19 protein-coding genes and 1 pseudogene are annotated in these 19,303 nt (G+C 68.2%); 2 read left to right on the forward strand and 18 right to left on the reverse strand.

The window, feature by feature from the left end:
- Nucleotides 1-84: 84 nt before the first annotated feature.
- Nucleotides 85-480, forward strand: coding sequence for a hypothetical protein (locus ACIA75_RS01150; RefSeq protein WP_397098584.1), 396 nt, complete (start codon nucleotides 85-87; stop codon nucleotides 478-480).
- Nucleotides 481-531: 51 nt separating this feature from the next.
- On the opposite strand, the gene ACIA75_RS01155 is transcribed toward ACIA75_RS01150, so the two are convergent.
- The 9 genes and pseudogenes from ACIA75_RS01155 to ACIA75_RS01195 form a co-directional block, all read right to left on the reverse strand.
- Nucleotides 532-771, reverse strand: coding sequence for a hypothetical protein (locus ACIA75_RS01155; RefSeq protein ID WP_397098586.1), 240 nt, complete (start codon nucleotides 769-771; stop codon nucleotides 532-534).
- A 114-nt stretch (nucleotides 772-885) separates the two neighbouring features.
- Nucleotides 886-1,395, reverse strand: coding sequence for a hypothetical protein (locus ACIA75_RS01160; RefSeq protein WP_397098588.1), 510 nt, complete (start codon nucleotides 1,393-1,395; stop codon nucleotides 886-888).
- Between the two features lie 368 nt (nucleotides 1,396-1,763).
- On the reverse strand, nucleotides 1,764-2,282 hold the full coding sequence (locus tag ACIA75_RS01165; protein WP_397098590.1) for a hypothetical protein: 519 nt from the start codon (nucleotides 2,280-2,282) through the stop codon (nucleotides 1,764-1,766).
- A 65-nt stretch (nucleotides 2,283-2,347) separates the two neighbouring features.
- Nucleotides 2,348-3,319 (reverse strand): annotated as a pseudogene (hemB, locus tag ACIA75_RS01170) (porphobilinogen synthase); the annotation flags it as partial.
- A gap of 68 nt (nucleotides 3,320-3,387) precedes the next feature.
- On the reverse strand, nucleotides 3,388-4,950 hold the full coding sequence (locus ACIA75_RS01175) for a uroporphyrinogen-III synthase (RefSeq protein WP_397098592.1): 1,563 nt from the start codon (nucleotides 4,948-4,950) through the stop codon (nucleotides 3,388-3,390).
- Nucleotides 4,947-6,125 carry a hydroxymethylbilane synthase gene (hemC, locus tag ACIA75_RS01180; protein ID WP_397098594.1) on the reverse strand — a complete coding sequence of 393 codons (1,179 nt, stop codon included), beginning with the start codon at nucleotides 6,123-6,125 and terminating at the stop codon, nucleotides 4,947-4,949. Before hemC ends, ACIA75_RS01175 begins: the two co-directional genes overlap by 4 nt.
- A complete protein-coding gene (locus ACIA75_RS01185; RefSeq protein ID WP_397098596.1) occupies nucleotides 6,122-7,546 on the reverse strand; it encodes a glutamyl-tRNA reductase in 1,425 nt (474 codons plus the stop codon). Before ACIA75_RS01185 ends, hemC begins: the two co-directional genes overlap by 4 nt.
- Nucleotides 7,543-8,499: a redox-sensing transcriptional repressor Rex gene (locus ACIA75_RS01190; RefSeq protein WP_397098598.1), complete on the reverse strand. Its 957-nt coding sequence runs from the start codon at nucleotides 8,497-8,499 to the stop codon at nucleotides 7,543-7,545. The genes ACIA75_RS01185 and ACIA75_RS01190 overlap by 4 nt, the downstream gene beginning before the upstream one ends.
- Nucleotides 8,500-8,874: 375 nt before the next feature.
- Nucleotides 8,875-9,138, reverse strand: a complete 264-nt coding sequence (locus ACIA75_RS01195; protein ID WP_397098600.1) for a glutaredoxin family protein — start codon at nucleotides 9,136-9,138, stop codon at nucleotides 8,875-8,877.
- Between the two features lie 183 nt (nucleotides 9,139-9,321).
- On the opposite strand from ACIA75_RS01195, the gene ACIA75_RS01200 reads away from it, so the two are divergent.
- Complete coding sequence (locus ACIA75_RS01200) at nucleotides 9,322-10,272, forward strand: HAD family hydrolase (protein ID WP_397100823.1); 951 nt, start codon at nucleotides 9,322-9,324, stop codon at nucleotides 10,270-10,272.
- Between the two features lie 119 nt (nucleotides 10,273-10,391).
- On the opposite strand, the gene ACIA75_RS01205 is transcribed toward ACIA75_RS01200, so the two are convergent.
- The 9 genes from ACIA75_RS01205 to ACIA75_RS01245 form a co-directional block, all read right to left on the reverse strand.
- Nucleotides 10,392-11,405: a lysophospholipid acyltransferase family protein gene (locus ACIA75_RS01205; protein WP_397098602.1), complete on the reverse strand. Its 1,014-nt coding sequence runs from the start codon at nucleotides 11,403-11,405 to the stop codon at nucleotides 10,392-10,394.
- Nucleotides 11,402-12,475, reverse strand: coding sequence for an NAD-dependent epimerase/dehydratase family protein (locus ACIA75_RS01210; RefSeq protein ID WP_397098604.1), 1,074 nt, complete (start codon nucleotides 12,473-12,475; stop codon nucleotides 11,402-11,404). Before ACIA75_RS01210 ends, ACIA75_RS01205 begins: the two co-directional genes overlap by 4 nt.
- 190 nt (nucleotides 12,476-12,665) lie before the next feature.
- Nucleotides 12,666-12,767 carry a 30S ribosomal protein bS22 gene (locus tag ACIA75_RS01215; protein WP_003402602.1) on the reverse strand — a complete coding sequence of 34 codons (102 nt, stop codon included), beginning with the start codon at nucleotides 12,765-12,767 and terminating at the stop codon, nucleotides 12,666-12,668.
- Between the two features lie 203 nt (nucleotides 12,768-12,970).
- Entirely contained in the window at nucleotides 12,971-13,219 is a 249-nt protein-coding gene (locus tag ACIA75_RS01220) for a helix-turn-helix domain-containing protein (RefSeq protein ID WP_397100825.1), read from the reverse strand.
- Nucleotides 13,220-13,364: 145 nt separating this feature from the next.
- Nucleotides 13,365-14,183, reverse strand: a complete 819-nt coding sequence (gene proC, locus ACIA75_RS01225; protein WP_397098606.1) for a pyrroline-5-carboxylate reductase — start codon at nucleotides 14,181-14,183, stop codon at nucleotides 13,365-13,367.
- Nucleotides 14,184-14,401: 218 nt separating this feature from the next.
- A complete protein-coding gene (locus ACIA75_RS01230; protein ID WP_397098608.1) occupies nucleotides 14,402-15,298 on the reverse strand; it encodes a thioesterase family protein in 897 nt (298 codons plus the stop codon).
- 274 nt (nucleotides 15,299-15,572) lie between these two features.
- Nucleotides 15,573-16,475: a sugar phosphate isomerase/epimerase family protein gene (locus tag ACIA75_RS01235; protein WP_397098610.1), complete on the reverse strand. Its 903-nt coding sequence runs from the start codon at nucleotides 16,473-16,475 to the stop codon at nucleotides 15,573-15,575.
- A gap of 11 nt (nucleotides 16,476-16,486) precedes the next feature.
- Nucleotides 16,487-18,226 (reverse strand): hypothetical protein, encoded by a 1,740-nt coding sequence (locus ACIA75_RS01240; protein ID WP_397098612.1) that lies wholly within the window; start codon nucleotides 18,224-18,226, stop codon nucleotides 16,487-16,489.
- Nucleotides 18,223-19,251: a hypothetical protein gene (locus ACIA75_RS01245; protein WP_397098614.1), complete on the reverse strand. Its 1,029-nt coding sequence runs from the start codon at nucleotides 19,249-19,251 to the stop codon at nucleotides 18,223-18,225. The genes ACIA75_RS01240 and ACIA75_RS01245 overlap by 4 nt, the downstream gene beginning before the upstream one ends.
- Nucleotides 19,252-19,303 lie beyond the last annotated feature (52 nt).

A 19,303-nucleotide genomic window follows, 5' to 3' on the forward strand; every position in this document is an offset into this window, starting at 1 on the left:
GGCAGTGCGTACTGTCTGTTGCGACGAGCGCATGCTCGCCAGACACAGAATCGAAAATGTGAATCACCGGCCGGGGAGGTCGTTTTGCGAAATGCCATCAGTGGTGCGGCGCTGGCTGTTGTTTCGGTCGCCTGCGGCGTCCTGGCGACCGGCCTCGGTGCGGGTACTGCCGCGGCGGCAGAGCCGGTCGTGGATACCGAGAACGCGCGCGCCGGGCTGGTGCTGAACTCCGCCGAAACCGCGGCGCTGGCCGCAGGACCCCTCCCGGCGGTGGTCGACCAGATCGTCCCGCCGTCGCGGATCGGCGCCGGCCTGAACAGCGAGACCCGGCTCTACCGCGACGAACAGGGTGGTGTGCACGCCTCGCTCCGGCAGGTGATGCTGGAGTCGGTGGACAACGGCGGCTCGGTCATCGTGTTCGTCCACGTTCCCGGAGCCCCGCACGGCCGCGTTTTCGATATCTACCAGCAATGGGACTGACCAGGGCGTAGATCAGCGCAGCGTCACCACGCCGGGCGGCCCCGCGCGGGGTTATCGGGTTCGGATGAGGCGCGCCGCGGCGTCGACAACGGCCAGCCCGGCGCCGGCCACCAGCAGCATCGCCAGGAACAACCACGGAGCGACGTAACGGGTCGCGGTGTAGGCGGGGTAATCCCCGGTGGCCGGAAGATCGGTGGTCTGTACACCCAGCGCCCAGCACAGCGCGGCCAACCCGATTGCGATAACCGCCACCGTGATATCGACAGCCGGTACGACGAGCGAACGGTTCACAGGTCTCCTCATATCTTCGGCGGCCGGGCACCGGACGATCCCGGATCGAGGGCTTCACAGGAGACAACAGGGCCTACCGTGACCACCTGATGCTGCCCGCGCGGACTCCGATAATCAATCGTCGCCGGCTGTGTCGCCCACCGGACCCGCGGCCGGGGACGCTATGGCTTCCTCGATCGCGGCGCGCAGGGCACGGTGATCCTTCGCCCAGGTGCGCACCAGCTCGCCGTCGGTCCGGCGCAAGCCGATCGCGGTACGCCGGCGCGGCACACCGGTCAGTTCACCCAGCGCCCGGCCGTCTTCCCACGGCTCGTCGGCATCGGCCGGAAGTACTGCCGCGATCGACCGGACCGGAGTCGTCTCGGCGCCGTTGCGCAGGAACTCGTCGGTCAGTTCGACACTCACGTGGGCACGCGCCGCATACACCTGCAGAACCCCGAACCCGGTGATCAATGCCGCGCAGAACAGCAGCGCGAACCAGTGCGGAGTGACGCCGGCGGCGAGCTCCGCACCCAGCAGCAGCAAACAGATCAGTGGCCCGTACGCCACAGCACGCCAACGGGCACCGGGCTCGGAGAACAACACCGCGCCGGATTCGGCGGCGGTATCGATTCGATCAGGCATACGTACGCGAACCGGAAACGGCAACCACTCGGGTCAGCCGACGATGCTCGGAATCAGCAGGACCGCGACGGTGAGAACACCGAACAGGATCAACAGACTCAAAACGAGCATATCCCGCCGGATACTCTGTGGCTGCTGGATCACCACTCGCATCGTTGCCTCCGATCCCCGGGAAAACCGGCCCGGGATTTCGCCCTAACGGACGAGTACCCGCGACCACCGGTTCGCATGTCCTCTGTGACAGCCCTCACCATACATGCCGGAATACCGGGAACAAACTCGATGTTCGTTATATGGATGCGACGCCTACCGGTGGTAGGCATCAACCGGCTGGTCAGACCGCCGGACAGCAGGGCTCTGGTCCCTGCTCATCGAACTCGGGGATTTCCCGGCTTTCCGGGATCACCCGGCGGACGCGGAGTGAACCACTGCACGGATTCGGGTCGCTGGCACAGATAGATGGCCCCGGCGGCCATGACCGCCTGCACGATCGATGCCGCCCCGGACACCAGCGGGCCGATATCCTCCACCGCGCCGATGGAGAACAGGCTGGCCACGCCCATGATCACCAGCCAGATTCCGACGAAGGTCAGCAGCGTGCGCGCCCACACTTTGCCCTTGCCCAGCTGATGGACGACCAGCACGCCCAGCGCGGCGATCACCGACCCGAAAACCGCTCCGAGCACGGCGCCCATGGTCACCAGCAGATCGACCGTCGCCGGGGCTAGATTCGTATCCGCGGCCTGCATCCGCTCCTGGAATTCGGCGCCGAACCGCTGCCGGTTCAGCAGCGTATCGACCAGCGATACGAACAATCCGACGACGCCCAAACCGATTACGCCCCACCACAATTGCCGAGCGGTGACGATATCCGCCGGCGGGTTCACGACGGCACGGGCGTCTCGGGCCCGGAGGCGGCGGATCGCGACCATACAGGGCCCGCGCTCGAGCCCAGCCAGCGTGCGGCCTCCGTCGCCCAATACGTGAGCACGATATCCGCACCGGCACGGCGGATACCGGTCAGCGATTCCAGTATCGCGGCCTCCCGGTCGATCCAACCGCGCTCGGCGGCCGCGGTGATCATCGAATACTCACCGGAGATCTGGTACGCGGCAACGGGAACCGGCGAACGGTCCGCGACATCGCGCAAGATGTCGAGGTACGCCATGGCCGGTTTGACCATGACAATATCCGCGCCCTGTTCCAGATCCAGCTCCAGCTCGCGGATCGACTCCCGCCGGTTGGCGGCGTCCTGCTGGTAGGTACGCCGGTCGCCCTGCAGCGACGAGGACACCGCCTCCCGGAACGGTCCGTAGAAGGCCGAGGCATATTTCGCCGCATACGCCAGGATCGCGGTATCGGTCCGGCCGGCGTCGTCCAGGGCCTCCCGGATCGCGCCGACCTGACCGTCCATCATTCCGCTGGTACCGAGCAGATCGGCGCCCGCCTCGGCCTGCGCCAGCGCCATCTCCACATAGCGGACGAGTGTCTCGTCGTTGTCGACCGCGCCCGCGGCGTCGAGCACCCCGCAATGGCCGTGATCGGTGAACTCGTCCAAGCAGGTATCGGCCATCACGACGGTCGCGTCGCCTACCTCGGCGGCCAATGCCCGCAGCCCCCGGTTGAGGATGCCGTCCGGATCGGCGGCCTGGCTGCCGACGGCATCCTTGTCCTCGGCCTTCGGCACCCCGAACAACATCAACCCGCCGACCCCGGCCTCGACGGCCTCCACCGCGGCCTTGCGCAGCGAATCCGGCGAATGCTGGAAAACGCCCGGCATCGAGCCGATCTCCCGGGGTTCGGACAATCCGTCCGCGACGAACATCGGCAACACCAGATGCCGCGGCTCCAGACTGGTCTCGGCAACCAGCCGCCGCAGTGCCGGCGTACGCCGCAAACGCCGCGGACGCTCGATTCCGCTCATAAGTTGGAGTCTAGGTGTTGGGTTTCCGGCGCCGCCTCCGGCGTCGGGGGTTCCGGTGTGCCGTTCTGCTACCGGCTGCGGCGGCTCTTCTTCCGGGGCGGGGGGAGCAGGCCCTCGGCGCGGAGCCGGGCGGCGTGTTCGGCCAGCGCCTCCACCAGGGGGCCGACCTGGGCCACCTCGGGCTGCACATCGACGCGGAGGCCGAATTCGACCGCCGTTTCCGCCGTTTTCGGGCCGATGCAGGCCACGATCGTGCGGGCGTGCGGTTTGCCGGCGATACCCACCAGGTTCCGGACCGTGGAGCTCGAGGTGAACAGGACCGCGTCGAAACCGCCGGTCTTGATCATCTCGCGGGTTTCGGCGGGCGGCGGCGAGGCGCGGACCGTGCGGTAGGCCGTCACATCGTCGATCTCCCAGCCGCGTTCGCGCAGGCCCTCCGCGAGCGTTTCCGTCGCGATATCAGCGCGCGGGAGTAGCACCCGGTTCACCGGATCGAAGACGTCGTCGTAGGGCGGGAAGTCGGCGAGCAGGCCCAGTGAGGACTGTTCCCCGCTGGGCAGCAGTTCCGGGTTGATTCCGAACGAGCGGACCTTCTCGGCGGTGGCCTCGCCCACACAGGCGATCTTCACGCCCGAGAACGCCCGCGCGTCCAGTCCGAATTCGGCGAACTTCTCCCAGACCGCGCGGACCGCGTTGGTGGAGGTGAACACCACCCACTGGTAGCGGCCGTCCACCAGACCCTTGACCGCGCGCTCCATCTGCGCCGGGCTGCGGGGCGGTTCGACCGCGATGGTCGGGACTTCCTTCGGGATGGCGCCGTGGGTGACCAGCCGCTCACTCATCTCGCCGGCCTGATCCTTGGTGCGCGGCACCAGAACGGTCCAGCCGTAGAGCGCCCGCGACTCCCACCAGGACATCTTCGACCGCTGTGCGACGGCTTTGCCGATCGTCACGACCAGCGGGCCGACCAGTTCGGAGGCGGCGCTGTTCAACGTGGCCAGGGTGGCCTCGATGGTGCGCTGCTGCCGGGTGGTGCCGCGGACCGTGACCGCGACCGGGGTCTGCGGCGCCATACCGTGTTCGACCAGCGCGCTCGCCGTTTCGGCAAGGTGACCGGAGGTCGCGTGCAGCACCAGCGGGCCGGGGGCCGCGGCCAGCGCCGGCCAATCCACCTCGCCGCGCACATCGGCCTCGGTGTGCCCGGAGCCCAGCGCGATACCGGCATAGCTCGGCACCGTCGATCCGGACGGCAGGCCGGGTAGCACCTCGAAAACGATATGCGACCGGGTGACCGTGGTGACCTCGGCGATCACCGCGTCGGTGGTGAGCGGGTCACCGGAGACCACGCGCACCACATCGTGGCCGTTCCTGGCCTCGGCGATCAAGGTCTTGGCGACCTCGGCAGGATCGCCGAGGGCGGGCCGCACATCCACGGGGTGCTCCCCGTCGGGGTCGGCTTCGACCTCGGTGCCGATCAGGGCGAGTACTCCGGCGTCCACGTCGGGATCGGTGAACGCAAGGGTGGCCCGGCACAGCACTTCGCGGGATCGGGTGGTCAGCAATGCCGGGTCCCCCGGGCCCGATCCTACGAACAGGATCCGCCCCGGATGCTTCTTGCTGGCTCGACTCATCGGTTGTTCTCCATGGGACTGGGTTCGGTGAAGTCCGTGGCGGTGCGCGTTCCCGCTGCGGCAGTGCCGCTCGATCGTGTTGCGGCAGTGCCGCTCGATTGTTCGGTCGCGGCGCCCGACTCCGCTGCGGCGGTGCTCGTTCCCACCGGGGTGGTGTTGTTACCGGCCGGCGCGGCGGACGAATCCGCGGTGCCGGGTTCGGCGGCGAGTAGCTCGTGCGCGCCCAGATCCAGCAGCTCGCGGGCCAGTGCGCGGCCGAGTTCCGCGGCCTGCTCCGGTGCTCCCACCGTCGAGGCCCGTATCACATCGGAACCGTCGAGTGCGGCGGCACAGCCCCGCAACGACAGCTCCTCGACGATTCGCCCGTCGTCGTCCAGAGACTCGACGATTTCGGCGATCGCTCCGACGGGCGCAGTGCAGCCCGCCTCGAGTTCGGCGAGCAGGGCCCGTTCGGCGGTCACGGCGGTTCTGGTGCCGTGATCGTCGAGGTGGGCCAGCAACTCGATCAGTTCGGTATCGGCGGCCCGGCATTCCACGGCCAGCGCCCCCTGAGCGGGTGCGGGCAGGATCTGCACGGGTTCCAAAGCTTCGGTGACGGCATCCAGCCGGCCGATGCGGGCGAGTCCGGCGCGGGCGACGACCACCGCGTCCAGCTCCCGCTCGGCGACCTTGCGCAGCCGGGTGTCCAGATTGCCGCGCAGCGGCTGGATATCGAGACCCAGCCCGAGTGCGCGCAGTTGTGCGACCCGGCGCGGAGCGGAGGTACCGACCACCGCGCCCGGGGGTAGCTCACCGAGCACCATGCCGTCCCGGGCGACGAGCGCGTCCCGCGGATCCTGGCGCACCGGCACGGCGGCGAGAACGAAACGGTCGTCACCGGCGGTGGGCAGGTCCTTATACGAATGCACCGCGATATCGATGGTCCCGGCGGCCAGTTCGGCGCGCAACGCGCTGGTGAAGACACCGACACCGATATCTTCGACCGGCCCGGTGGACAGATCGCCCGGCGTTTCGATCACCACGAGTTCCGCCGGTTGCCCGGTCGCGATGAGCGCGTCCCGCACATCACCGGCCTGGGTACGGGCGAGCAGGCTGCCGCGGGTACCGATCCGGTACACCGGCCGGCCACCCGGTTCCGCGGCGGGTACCGCGCCTTCGCCGTGCAGGATCGTCATGTCGACTGCTCCTGTTCGTCGTGGCCGCCGGGGGTGAAATCGTCGGCGAGCGCGACCTCGCCGTCCAGTCCCATCCAGCCGGCACCGTTGTGTTCCGCGCGGCTGATCTCCATCGGTGCCGCCACCGCCTGGGCCGCTCCGGGTTTGAGTTCGAACAGTTCGCGCAGGGCCTCGGCATAGCTGTCGCCGCCCGGGGTGGTGGCCAGCTGTTTCACCCGCACCGTCGGCGCGTGCAGCAGCTTGTCGACCACTCGGCGGACCGTCCGGGCCACCTCGTCGCGGGCCGGATCGGCCAGTCCGGGCAGGCGGGAGTCCAGCCGGAGCAGTTCGGCTTCGACCACTTCCGCGGCCCGCTGCCGCAGCGCCGCTACGGTCGGCGTGACCTCGGCCATCCGCTGACCGGCCAGATACTTGGCGAGTTCGTCGGCCACGATGGCGCGTGCCGCGGCGGTATCGTCGGCGGCCGCGCCCGCGGCGGGGTCGTGCTGCAGAGTCTCGATATCGATCACGGTGACACCGGGTAGCCCCGCTACCGCGTGATCGACATCGCGCGGCAATCCGAGATCGCAGAACACCAGCGGCTGCCCGGTGCGGCGTTCCCGATCCGACAGCGCGTTGTGCGCGTCGGCGAGGGTCACCACCGAACCGACCGCACCCGTGCAGGTGATCACCACATCGGCCGCCGACAGCGCCTCGGTGAGCCGGCCCAGTTCGTAGGCCTGCGCCGCCACACCGTGCGATTCCGCGGTCGCGGCCAGGCGTTCGGCCCGTTCGATCGTGCGGTTGACCACCAGGATCTGCCCGATTCCGGCGCGCGACAGATGCGCGACGGACAGCCCGCCCATCGCGCCGGCACCGATCACCGCCGCCGTCCGGCCGGCCAGTGATCCCAGGACCGTGGTCGCCCGGTCCAGCGCCACCGACACCACCGAGGCGCCGGCCCGGTCGATACCGGTCTCCGAGTGCACCCGCTTGCCGACCCGCAACGCCTGTTGCGACAGCTCGTGCAGGGTGCGCCCGACGGCCTGCTGGGCGTCGGCGGTGGTGTAGGCACTGCGGATCTGGCTGAGGACCTGCTGTTCACCGACCACCATCGAATCCAGCCCGCTGGCGACCGCGAACAGATGCTCGGCGGCGGCCTCGCTGTAGCGAACGTAGGCGTGGCGGGTGAGTTCGGGCATCGGCAGACCGGAATGCGCCGTCAGCAGTTCGCCGACATCGGCGAGACCGCCGTGGAACGCGTCGACCACCGCGTAGATCTCCACCCGGTTGCAGGTCGAGACGATCATCGCTTCGGAGATATGGCTCGAGGCCAGCATGCGGTCGATCAGTTTGGGCCGATCGGCATCGGTGATCGCCACCTTCTCCAGCATCGCAACGGGTGCGCTGCGATGGGAGATCCCGACGAGAAGAACGCTCATGGTGTGACCACCGATCCCTTGCTGGTTGGCTCCGTTGCCGTATGCGAGGTCGTCTGGGCGGCCTGCGCCGCGCAATGGGAAAGCCCGGCGGGGCCCGGCGTCGGATGCGCGGGCACCCGGCGAGCGATCCGGCCGGAGCCGTTCAAGGTGCGGGCGGTGGGTACGGCACTGCTCGGTACAACACCGCCGGCGCCGGTTTCATTCGCCGGTCCGGGGGCGGTCTCCGCCACATCTGCCGTGGTCACACCGTCGGCGGACTCATCCGCCTCGGCATTGCGGACCCGCTCGAAGGAGAGCATCTGCATCTCCACCGCGAGATCCACCCGCCGTAACTCGACACCGGCGGGCGCGGTCAGCGGGCACAGGGCGAAACTCAGGATGGACTGCATACCGGCCGCGACCAGTTCGTCGCAGACCTGCTGGGCGCTGTCGTCGGGCACCGCGATCACCGCGATGGTGGGGCGTAGCAGCGCGATCTCGGCGGCCAGGTCGGTGGCGTCACGCACCCGCAGCCCCTCGACCTCCCCGCCGATCACCTCGGGGTCGTTGTCGAAAATCCCCACCACGGCGAACCCCCGCCGCCGGAAGCCGCGGTAACCCACCAGCGCACGACCCAGATTGCCCGCGCCGACCAGGACCACCCGATGCCCGTCGGCCAGGCCCAGAACATCTTCGATCCGGGCCCGCAGCCGGGCCACGTCGTAGCCGACACCGCGAACTCCGTTGGGGCCCAGGAAGGACAGATCCTTGCGCAGTTTGGCCGAATTGACACCCGCCGCGACAGCCAGCTCCTCACTGGATACGATGGCGACACCGTCATCGGTCAGCAGGGCGAGCACCCGGAGATACGTGGCGAGGCGGGCCACCGTAGCCTGGGGGATGTCCTTCTGCGGTGTGCGAGTAGTGATGGGAGCATCGCCGGAGACGCCGCGCGTCTCATGGTGCTCTGTCACGTCCTCGGCTCCTCGTGCGGGCCGGAAGACGGCCCGGGTGGTCGGCGACCTCCGCCATTGTTCATGCGCCGGGGGTCGGATATCGGGTTGATTCACCTGCTACCGGCGGCCGGATACTCGCCCCGGCCTGCGGTTCGCGTGCCACCACCGTAACTGCTTGTGAACCCATGCACAAAGTCGGTGAAATTCGCCTCATTTTGTGTCGCGGCCCGGCCTTGTACGATCAGCGGCCGCAATTCCGCATGAGTCAGGCCCGGAGGCCGTAGTGCGATACCTCCGCCTTCGCTCCGGCCTCGGCCCAACCATGCGGACCGATCGCCGATCTCGCTCATGCGCAATAGGCAGAGCATGAACGAGTCAGGCCCGGAGGCGGCGTCAGCGACCGAGGTCGCTGCGCAAGCGCGTTTCGTCGACATCGAAATAGCTGTGCTCCCGGCCGTTGAGCAGGACAACGGGGAGCCGGTCGCCGTATTCCGCGCGCAGCGCAGGATCCGTGCCGGCCGCCTCGTCCACATCCACCACGCGGGGGGTGAGATCGAATTCCGCGCAAATCTCTCGTAGCTGGTCCAGCGCCCGGTCGCACAGCGCGCAGCCGGCGCGAGTAAGCAGTGTCACCTCATGGCCCGTCGGGTTGGTCATAACCGATATTCAACCCGCCCCGCCGGCCCCTCCGTGCCACTGCGGTGCGTCCCGGGGCGCCCGTCCGGTTAGTGTGGACGTGATTCGCGCGAACAGGCGGAGGTACTGGTGCCGGAACGATCGAAGGTGGGGAAAACCGGATTCATCGCGGGCCGGTTCGGGGAACTTCCGGTGCGCTGGAATCTGGGGCCGCTCGGGCAGGGCCTTACCGAGCAGCTGGCGCGTATCTCGCGCAGCCCGTTCGGGCCCAGCGAGGAGGAGGTCCGCGCCAACGTCGCCGGTGAGGCGAGCGCCGATGCCGCCTTGGCCCTACAAGACGCCGAACGGGCCGGTGCGGCCGATACCGGCGCTCCCGAGGTGCCGCTCGATCTCACCGCCGCGGCATTCTTCGACGTGGACAACACGATGGTGCAGGGCGCCTCGATCGTGCATTTCGCCCGCGGCCTGGCCGCACGCAAGTATTTCCGCAGCGCCGATCTGGTGGATATTGCGTGGAAGCAGGTGAAGTTCCGGATCACCGGCAAAGAGAACAGCACCGATATGGCCACCGGTAAAGAAAAAGCGTTGGAATTCATCGCCGGCCGTTCCACGGCCGAACTGGCGGCACTCGGCGAAGAAATCTACGACGAGATCATCGCCGACAAGATCTGGCCGGGTACCCGCGCGCTGGCACAAATGCACCTGGACGCCGGTCAGCAGGTCTGGCTGGTCACCGCGACCCCGGTCGAATTGGCCCAGGTGATCGCCAAACGGCTCGGTTTGACAGGAGCCCTCGGCACGGTGGCCGAAAGTGTCGACGGCCAGTTCACCGGCCGTCTGGTCGGCGATATTCTGCACGGCCTCGGAAAAGCGCACGCGGTCCGCGCGCTGGCCATTCGCGAAGGCCTCAATCTCAAACGTTGCACCGCCTACTCCGACAGCCACAACGATGTGCCGATGCTTTCGCTCACCGGCACCGCGGTGGCCATCAACCCGGATTCCGATCTACGCGAAGTCGCCAAGGCCCGTGGCTGGGAGATCCGCGATTTCCGCACCGGACGAAAAGCCGCGAAGATCGGAGTTCCGACAGCGTTGGCTCTCGGCGCGGCCGGCGGCGCGGTGGCGGCGGCAGTCACCCGTCGCCGCAACCACTGACCACGCCCGCCGACCGCAAACGTGCCCGGCGGCACCGCCGAGTTCAGCGACGCCCTCGGGGGTTTCGGCCCGGCCGCGGAGGTCGAAACCCCGCGCGCTCCGGCGCCGATAACGCAATCTCAGCCCATGAAGGCGTTGCGGCGCTTGATCAGGAGTTTGTAGAGGGTCTGCTGGATCGTCTCGCGGACCTGGTCGGTGACCTCGAACATGAGCATCGGGTCGTCGGCGTCCTCGGATTCGTATTGGGTGGTGGTGATCGGGGTACCGAATTCGATGTACCACTTCGAGGGCAGCGGGATCGCGCCCAGCGGGCCCAGATGCGGGAACGTGGGGGTCACCGGGAAGTACGGCAGGCCGAGCAGCCGGGCCAGCGGCTTGACATCGGCGAGCTTCGGATAGATCTCTTCGGACCCGACGATGGAGCACGGGATGATCGGCACACCGGTGCGCACCGCGGCGGCGACGAATCCACCGCGACCGAAACGCTGGAGTTTGTATCGGTCGGCGTACTGCTTGCCGACACCCTTGAATCCTTCCGGGAAGACACCGGTGATCTCGCCGGACCGCAACAGGCGTTCGGCGTCGGGACGGCAGGCCAGGGTGTGCCCGGCCTTGCGGGCGAGCGAACCCACCATCGGCATTTCGAAGACCAGATCGGCCGCCAGCAGGCGTAGCGCGCGCTGCTTGGGGTGATGGTCGTGCACCGCGAGCTGGAGCATGAGCCCGTCGAGCGGGACGGTGCCGGCGTGGTTGGCCACGATCAGCGCGCCACCGGCCTCCGGAATGTTCTCCATTCCGTTCACCTGAACCCGGAACCAGTTCTCGGCGAGGGGCCGCATAGCGGGTAGCAGCACCGATTCGAGGAGGTGCTCGTCGAAGCCGAATTCGTCGACCTGGTAATCACCGGCGAGCCGGCGACGGGCGAACTCGGCGGTACGCCCGATTCCCTTGCCGACGGCGTCGCGCACCAGATCACCCACGGAACGCGGTGTGGGTGGGGCGGGTGGGGTCAGCCGGTCGATCAATGATGTGACGGACCGGTCCTCCGAACCGGTCCAGTCCCGTGCCGGGGGCCGTGGCCGCGGCACGGAGGAAAGATCTTGCAGCCGTATGACTTTGGCGACGTCGTTCATGTATGTGCTCCCGTACCGACCCTCAACAGGCCGAGCAGTTTGTTTTCTGCGGCGTCGATCCACGCTGGATCGACTACGGGCCGCAACGCTGCGCCCCCGGTGAAGTCGTCGAACGCCTGTACCGTCGTCCAGCGCGGCTCGAAACCCAGTTCGGCGCGCATACGCGTCGTGTCCAGACCACAACCGAAAAGGAAATAGTCGAGCTGTTCGGAGCTGAAATCACGCATCACCGGACCCATCAGGGACCGGCCGACGGTTCGGAACACTGACCACGGTACCGGCATCGCGATCCGGCCGGCGCGACGTACCGCCTGCGAGAGCGCGAGGGCGCCGTCTCCGGCCACATTGTAGGTACCGCCCGGCCCCGCTCCGGTGGCGTGAACCAGCGCGGCGACCGCGTCTTCTTCGTGCAGGAACTGCATGCGCGCGTCCCGGCCGAGCACGGTGGGTGTAATCGGCGAACGCAGCAGTTGCGCGGCGCGGCCACCCAGGCCGGGGCCGATGATCGGCGCCAAGCGCAACGTTATGGCATTGATATCCGGGCGGCGCCGGGCCAGGCCGCGCACGAAACCTTCGACCTCGATCATGTCGCGGGCGAACCAGCCGCCCGGCGGCGTGCGCGCGCTCATTTCTTCGGTGAATTTGGCGGGATCCTTGGCACTGCCGCCGTATACCCCGGAACTCGAGCGCAACACCACCCGGCGCACAGTCGATGATTTCTGGCAGACCGCGAACAACTGCATCGCGCCCAGAACATTCATATCTTTCATCGCCGCCCGGCCGCCCCCGGACGGGGGTTGCGACAGAACCGCGGTATGTACCACGGTATCGACCCCGTGACGTTCGATGACTTTACGAATGAGCGGATTCCGAATATCGGCGCGGACGAATTCGGCGCGGCCCATTCGGCGGCGCAGCGGCGGGCCGGGGGTCAGTACATCGACTGCGACAACCCGTTCGATATCGGGATCGTCGACCAGCCGGCACACGACGCTGCCACCGAAGTAACGACTGGCACCGGTGACCAGCACCACCTTCGGCTTGTATCTGCCGTTCGCATCAGTGTCCACCTGCACCGGACCGTCCCACCTCGAGCATCGGACCCCCGCTCAAATGTTCCGCCTACCACACTAGTGGCCGCGACCGCGAACCCCGCCGTCCTTAACGGGGATCTAACCCCAACTTCAGCTGACCGAAACGCAACGAAAAACCCGCCACCGAATGGTAGCGGGTTTTTCCGAGTACGACGCTCGGTCGCGCTTACTTGCCGAGTTTGCGCCGCTGCACGCGGGTGCGACGAAGCAGCTTGCGGTGCTTCTTCTTCGACATGCGCTTGCGGCGCTTCTTGATCACAGAACCCATAGGGTGTCCTCGCGTTCTCTCCTCGGCGCGTCACGCGCTCGCTTACGTCAACTATCCGGCCGTACGCCCGGTTGCTCGGGGTTGAGCTCTCAGCCCTGGACACGGCGACTGGGCCCGACCGCCCGAGGGCAGGCCGAGCGCCGCCGATCCAACACAGCGAGGGTTGATGTTACCGGCCCGCGGAACGGGACCGGTAACCGCCTTCACCCGGCATCGAAGTAGGACGTCTCCAGATATTCGTGCACCGCCTTGGCATGCACGCGGAACGATCTCCCGACGCGGACCGCCGGTAACTCGCCCGAGTGCACCAGCCGGTACACCGTCATCTTCGATACTCGCATCAGATTTGCCACCTCGGCGACGGTGAGAAATTGCGTACCGCCACCGAGTATCGATTGTCCGGGCGACGAACCACCGCCGCCACTAGCGGACATCTTGTTAGAAGACATCATCGCACCACTGACCTCCGGCACGTCCGCGCCGCCGGCTTCCCCACCGGCGGAACAGACACGCACGTGCTCCTTGAAGCTTAGCGGGACCAGTGGGATTACTGCGACGGGAGTGAGAAAACAGGTTCATACGCTGGGAATCGTCCGGTCATTCTGTGGACGCTCCCTGTTCCGCGGAACGCTGTTTGGCCGCGTGCAGCGCCTCCAGGAACGCCGAGCGCAGCCCCGACCGCTCCAGCTCGCGCAGGGCCGCCGCGGTGGTTCCGGCCGGCGAGGTGACCGCCGCCCGCAGATCCACGGCACTCTGCCCCGACTCCGCCAGCATGGCCGCCGAGCCGAGCATGGTCTGGGTGACCAGCTGAGTGGCAATGTCCCGGGTCAGCCCGAGCCCCACCCCGGCCTCGATCATCGCCTCCACCACGAGGAAGAAGTAGGCGGGCCCGGAGCCCGATACCGCGGTCACCGCATCCATCTGCGTTTCGGGTACCACGCACACCTGGCCCACCGAACTCAGCAGTTCGGTCACCAGATCCAGCTGCTCCCGTTTCGCGTAGCGCCCGGCCGCGAGCACACTCATTCCCTCGCCGACCAGCATCGGGGTATTCGGCATGACCCGGACCACGGGGAACCCCGCAGGCAGCTTGCCCTCCAGCCGGGCCGTCGGAACACCCGCTACCAGCGAGACCAGGATCTGATCCCGGTCACCGTCGAAATCCGTTTTCCCCAGTTCGGTGAGTACCGCGTCGACATCGACCGGCTTCACCGCGACCACCAGCAGGTCGGCGCCCGTGGCCGCGTCGGCGACCACATCGGTCACCCGCACCCCGAAACGGCCGGCGAGCAGTTCCGCCCGATCGGCATGAGTTTCGACGACAACCAGGTCTTTGACGGCCCGCCCCGCCTCCAGCAGGCCGGCAATCAAGGCCTCGCCGATCCGGCCCCCGCCGATAACCGCAATACGTGTCATAGGGACATTGTTGATCGCGCGCCGTCGCGCGCGGGGTCCGGGGGGCTGTGTACTCGGCGGCGCGGGTTCGGCGCCCCCTTTTGTCTCGATTCTTCACTCCGCCGCTCCTCCGCTTCGCTCCCCCGCTCTGTCGCTCCAGAATCGAGACGGGCCCCGAACCATGAAGGTGAACCGCTGCACCAAGGCGCGGTGGCGGTGGGGGCAACGGCGGGGTGGGTTCAGCGTTTAGGAGACGGGAGCAGGGCGAGCTGGCGGCTCTGCGCCACCAGGGTGCCGGTGGAGTCGACGACTATCTGGTCCGAATCGAACATGCCGCCGCCCACCTCGTGGGTGGTGGCGATGATGCGCAACCAGCCGGGGGCCGGCCGGCGCCGCAGGTAGGTCGTCATCTGAACAGTCGGGGACCAGCCGAAATAGCCCAGGTTCGTGGGCACCGGCGGGCACATATCCGCGGCCATCATCGCGATGAACGACGCGACCTCCGGGTCCGCCTGATCCTTCGGCCGCGGCCGCAGCCACATCCGCAGCCGCGGTTCGCCGTGCTCGTTCTCGATGAACGGCGCCCATTCGCGGTCCAGGAACGCCTCCATACCGCGGGCCACGTGCACGATCCGCCCCATTGACGAACCCGGTTCGTAGCCGATGGCATCGGCGGCCGGTTCCACCGGTAGATCGGTGAGCGCCGGAGCGTGCAGCGGGATCCGATCCGGGCCGTCCAGATGACCGAAGGTGAACGCGGTACGCACCAGCGGCCGTCCGCGCTGGATGAGCATCACGTCCACGAGACAGATCTGCCGGCCGACCTTGCGGATGGACACCTCGTAGAGAACCTCACCGGGCTCCGGTGCCCCCAGGAAATCGGTGCTGCCCGACAGCGGCGCCATAGCGGCCCGGTCCGGTTCCACGGTGCGCAACCACCGCGTCGCGGCCGCGGCCGAACCGGCGACGATCGTCCCACCGTGCACCTTCGGCCCGATGGTCCAGATATCGTCGATGATCCCGCGATACCGCCCCGCACCCGGTTCGTCCGCGGCCAGCTCGGTCAGCGCACAGACACGGCTGAACGGCGCCTCCGACTGCACCCGGTCGATATCGGTGCTCAGCTCCGTCGTCATCGCTCTCCTGTGTTTTCGGCGCGCCGCCGGGGACGTCCGATCGGGATTGTGGGAACTTCCGAGGGCCTCGCTGGGCTCGGTGGTGCCGCTGGGCACATCCGGTCGAGTATGGGGTTGTACCTCCAAGGCGCTCGCTCAACTGGGCACCGCCGGTGCCACGTTCCTGGGGGACCAGCCTACGGGTCGTTCCTCGCGGGGGTGTGAGAGGAAGGGCTATTCTATACAAACACTACCGATTGTCCCGATTCAACCGGCCGGTTGCCTCCGGCAACACTCAGCACAGCGAGCTGACCGCTGGATTCAGGTGGGTGCGGGCGAACTCGAGAGTGCGATTCAGCATCTCCGCGCGGGCCGCGGTGCTGCGGGCTTCCTGGGTGTTGATCTCGGCGACCGCGTGCCCGGCGAAACCATTGCCGACCAGCGCGGCGCAGACCTCCGCACACGGCTGGGTCCCTTCGCCCGGGATGAGGTGTTCGTCGTGCGCGGCGCCGCGGCCGTCGGCCAGATGCAGATGCACCAGGCCGGAGCCCATGCGTTCGGCCAGCGTCAGCGGGTCGGTGCCCGCGGTGGCTGTATGAGAGAGGTCGAGAGTGTAGTGCTGGTATCCGGTATCGGTGGGATCGTAGGTGGGGCTGAACGCGGTCAGCGCCAGGCCCGGGCCGCCACGGCGTTCCAGCCGCCGGATATCGCCGGCCCGGCGGCCGAACAATCGGTCGGCGCGCATCGGGAACATGTTCTCCACCGCGACCGACACCGAGCTCTGCCGCTCCAATTCCGCTACCTGTTCGGCGAATCCCTCCGCGTACCGGCGCTGCCAGCGGAACGGTGGATGTACCACCACGGTATCCGCGCCGAGAATTTCCGCGCTGCGGACACTGCGCGCCAGTTTCGCCACCGGGTCGGCGCCCCAGACCCGCTGCGAGATCAGCAGGCACGGGGCGTGGACCGCGAGTACCGGTATCGAGTACTTGCGGACATAACCGCGCACGGTGTCGAGGTTCTGGCTGGCCGGTTCGGCCCACACCATCAATTCGATCCCGTCGTAACCCAGTTCGGCCGCATAGCGGAAGGCGGCCTCGGTGTTCTGCGGATAGACCGAAGCGGTGGAGAGACCGACCTTGATCCCCCGGGACCGTCCGCCGTCCCGCGAACCGGCCGCGGGGGAAATACCTGCCATCGCTGCCTCGTTCAGCCCGTACTGAGTAGAAATGCCAACGGTCCCAGTGTGACGAACACACCGACGACCACGGCGATCACGGTACTGAGAATATCGTCGGTGCGGCGCAGGATCCGCACCAATGCCACGAGTCCGAGGATCACCACGACGGCCAGAGCGAGCGCCGCCAGCGGCTGCATCTCCCACAGCAGCTCCATACCCTTGAACAACAGCATGCCGGCGACGGCCGCACCGACGCTCTGGGCGCCCAGCATGATCCATTGTTTGCGTGGATCCACCGCTTCCTCGCGGTCCCGGCTGCGACCGGCGCCGCCGGCGCGGGAGCGGGTCGCGGTGAATTTCCCGGTTGCCGCACCGAGCCTGCCGGTGAGTGCCGAACGGCCACCGATCTTGCGGGGCGCGGCGGGAGTCTCGTCCTCGGGGACGGCATAGATATCGGAATCCGGTTCGAAGTCACCCGTTTCGGGCCCGTGCTCGCGTGGCATGGGTCCTGGCATCGGGGGCATGGGCCCGTGGACATCCGTCGCATACATATCGGTGTCACGGAAACCGTTGTCCGCACCGTAATCCGGGGGCAGCGGGCCCGGGCCGGCCGGTGGGGCAAGGTCGGGGCGGCCGTTTCGTTTGCCGCGGCGCCCGCCCCGCTCTGCCTTCCCGAGGGGCGGGGGCGGCTCGGCGGGCGGGTTCTCGATATCGAGCGGGCCGGAGCGCAACGGCTGATTCTGTTCCGCCAGGGACCACACCGCGGTGGCCTGATCCGGGTTCGCCGCGTCGCCGGGCTCCGGCCAGGGTGCCGGATCGGGCAGCGGACGCGCGCCGCGCCGCCTGCGCTCCAATTTGGGACGCGAGTCCTCGGCGGGCGCGGGCCACGCCTCCGTGGCGGGCGCGGGCGGACCCAAACGCGGTGGCCCGCCGTCCGTACCGGGCCAGGGCGGGCCCATATCGGGCCGCCCGAAGTCCGTTCCCGGCCCGGCCGGCGCCGGGAAGGCACCGAAGCCGTTCCGTTCCGGCGGCAAGCCATAGCCCCCGGGCGCATCCTGCCTGTATCCCTCGGGCGTCTCCTGCCCGAATCCCCCGAATGCTTCCGGCCCGTATCCACCGGGGGGCTCCTGCCCGTATCCCGCAGGCGCTTCGGGCGAGGCAGCGACAGCTTCCGCCGCGGCCGCCGCTTCGGCGGCACGTCTGCGGGCGGCGCGACCGCCACCGGAAGACGATGGTCCGGCCTCCCAGGACTGTCCGGCCGGGCCTTCCGTCGCGGGAGCGGCACCCGGGTAGCCGTCGACTGCTATCTCGTCGTCCGGTTCGGGACGCCGCCGCCGACCGCTCCGCGCCGGGGCTTCCGCCGGGACCGAGCCGTCCGCCCCGGCGCCGTACGGGCCCGGATCGCCCAGCCGGGCAGGCGAGCCGTCCGGGGGCGTATCGGACTGGTACGGGACCAGCGGGTTGTACACCGTGATCGGCCCGGACATCGGCGAATGGCTCGGCTCACCCGCGCCCGGAAACTGTTCGCCCGCATAGGCTTGCGGTGCGTATCCGTTATCAGCGGGCGCCGGTTCGCCGGTCGGCTCCTCGGTGTCCTCGGGTGCGGCGTGCGCCGAGCCTGCATCGACAGCCGGTAGATCGCCGGTCAGTTCGGATACCGAAACCCCGCGTCCGCCGCGCCGTCTGCGCCCACCGCCGCTGGATGCCGGTGTCTGACCGTTGCGGGCCAGGAGTTCGGCTACCGACAGCTGATTGGAGTTCCTGCTCATGAAGGCACCGTTTCGACCGGGCCCGCCGACGCACCGCTACCGGGCACCGAACCATTACCGGTCGCCGCATTCGGAGCGTTCGTTGTCAGTGGTCCACCATTCATATCGGTATCCAGTTTGCGCAGAATCAGCCCTTCGCGCAGCGCCCATGGACAAATTTCCAGCGTATCGAGGGATAGCGCACGCATCGCGGCCTCCGCGACGAGCGCTCCCGCCACCAATTGCTGGGACCGATCGGCGCTGACCCCCTCCAGTTCCGCGCGGTCGGCAGCGGTCATCCGGGAAATGAATGCGATCAGTTGCCGCAGGCCGGAACTCGTCAGTGTCCGCCGCACCCGCGGCCCGGCACCCGACGGGGCCGCCCCGGTCAACCGGGCCAAGGACCGGAAGGTCTTGGAGGTGCCCACCGCCAGATCGGGCTTTCCGGTTTCGGTCAGTTGTTTGGCCGGGTCGACCAGTTCGGCGGACAGCCAGTCGCGCAGGATGGCGATCCGGCGCTTACTGGGCGGATCCTCGGGCAGCCATTTGCGGGTCAACCGGCCGGCCCCCAACTGCAGCGACAACGCGACATCGGGTTCCTCGTCGACGCCGCTGCTCACCTCCAGCGAGCCGCCGCCGATATCCAGATTGAGGATCCGGCCCGCGCTCCAGCCGTACCAGCGGCGGACCGCCAGGAAGGTCAGGCGGGCCTCGTCCGCCCCGGCCAGCACCCGCAGATCCACGCCGGTCTCCGCACGCACTCGCGCCAGCACCTCGTCGGAATTGGTCGCCTCACGCACCGCCGAAGTGGCGAACGCCATCAGTTCCGCGCAGCCGGACGTCGCCGCCAGGTTCGCGAAATCGGCCACCGTATCGACGAGTTTCTGCGCCCCCTCGGCCGTGATCCGACCGGCGTCGTCCATGCTCTCCGACAGCCGCAACGACTCCTTGGTGGAGCTCATCGGCATGGGATGACCACCCCTGTGTGCGTCCACCACCAGTAGGTGAACGGTGTTGCTGCCGACATCGAGGACACCTAGACGCACACGAACACGGTACTTGGTCCACCTGAACAGCGATCGACCTGGTCGTGGTGTT

It is taken from the genome of Nocardia sp. NPDC051750 (assembly GCF_044453135.1).
In the GTDB taxonomy this organism is placed as follows: Bacteria; Actinomycetota; Actinomycetes; order Mycobacteriales; family Mycobacteriaceae; genus Nocardia.

Bases quoted from the DNA above. Each gene is read 5' to 3' on its own strand.
- ACIA75_RS01160 (WP_397098588.1), bottom strand. From the start codon at position 1,395: ATGCCTGATCGAATCGATACCGCCGCCGAATCCGGCGCGGTGTTGTTC.
- ACIA75_RS01235 (WP_397098610.1), bottom strand. From the start codon at position 16,475: ATGGCAGGTATTTCCCCCGCGGCCGGTTCGCGGGACGGCGGACGGTCC.
- ACIA75_RS01230 (WP_397098608.1), bottom strand. From the start codon at position 15,298: ATGACGACGGAGCTGAGCACCGATATCGACCGGGTGCAGTCGGAGGCG.
- ACIA75_RS01175 (WP_397098592.1), bottom strand. From the start codon at position 4,950: ATGAGTCGAGCCAGCAAGAAGCATCCGGGGCGGATCCTGTTCGTAGGA.
- ACIA75_RS01205 (WP_397098602.1), bottom strand. From the start codon at position 11,405: ATGAACGACGTCGCCAAAGTCATACGGCTGCAAGATCTTTCCTCCGTG.
- ACIA75_RS01240 (WP_397098612.1), bottom strand. From the start codon at position 18,226: ATGAGCAGGAACTCCAATCAGCTGTCGGTAGCCGAACTCCTGGCCCGC.
- ACIA75_RS01215 (WP_003402602.1), bottom strand. From the start codon at position 12,767: ATGGGTTCTGTGATCAAGAAGCGCCGCAAGCGCATGTCGAAGAAGAAG.
- ACIA75_RS01185 (WP_397098596.1), bottom strand. From the start codon at position 7,546: ATGAGCGTTCTTCTCGTCGGGATCTCCCATCGCAGCGCACCCGTTGCG.
- hemC (WP_397098594.1), bottom strand. From the start codon at position 6,125: ATGACGATCCTGCACGGCGAAGGCGCGGTACCCGCCGCGGAACCGGGT.
- ACIA75_RS01220 (WP_397100825.1), bottom strand. From the start codon at position 13,219: ATGATGTCTTCTAACAAGATGTCCGCTAGTGGCGGCGGTGGTTCGTCG.
- ACIA75_RS01195 (WP_397098600.1), bottom strand. From the start codon at position 9,138: ATGACCAACCCGACGGGCCATGAGGTGACACTGCTTACTCGCGCCGGC.
- proC (WP_397098606.1), bottom strand. From the start codon at position 14,183: ATGACACGTATTGCGGTTATCGGCGGGGGCCGGATCGGCGAGGCCTTG.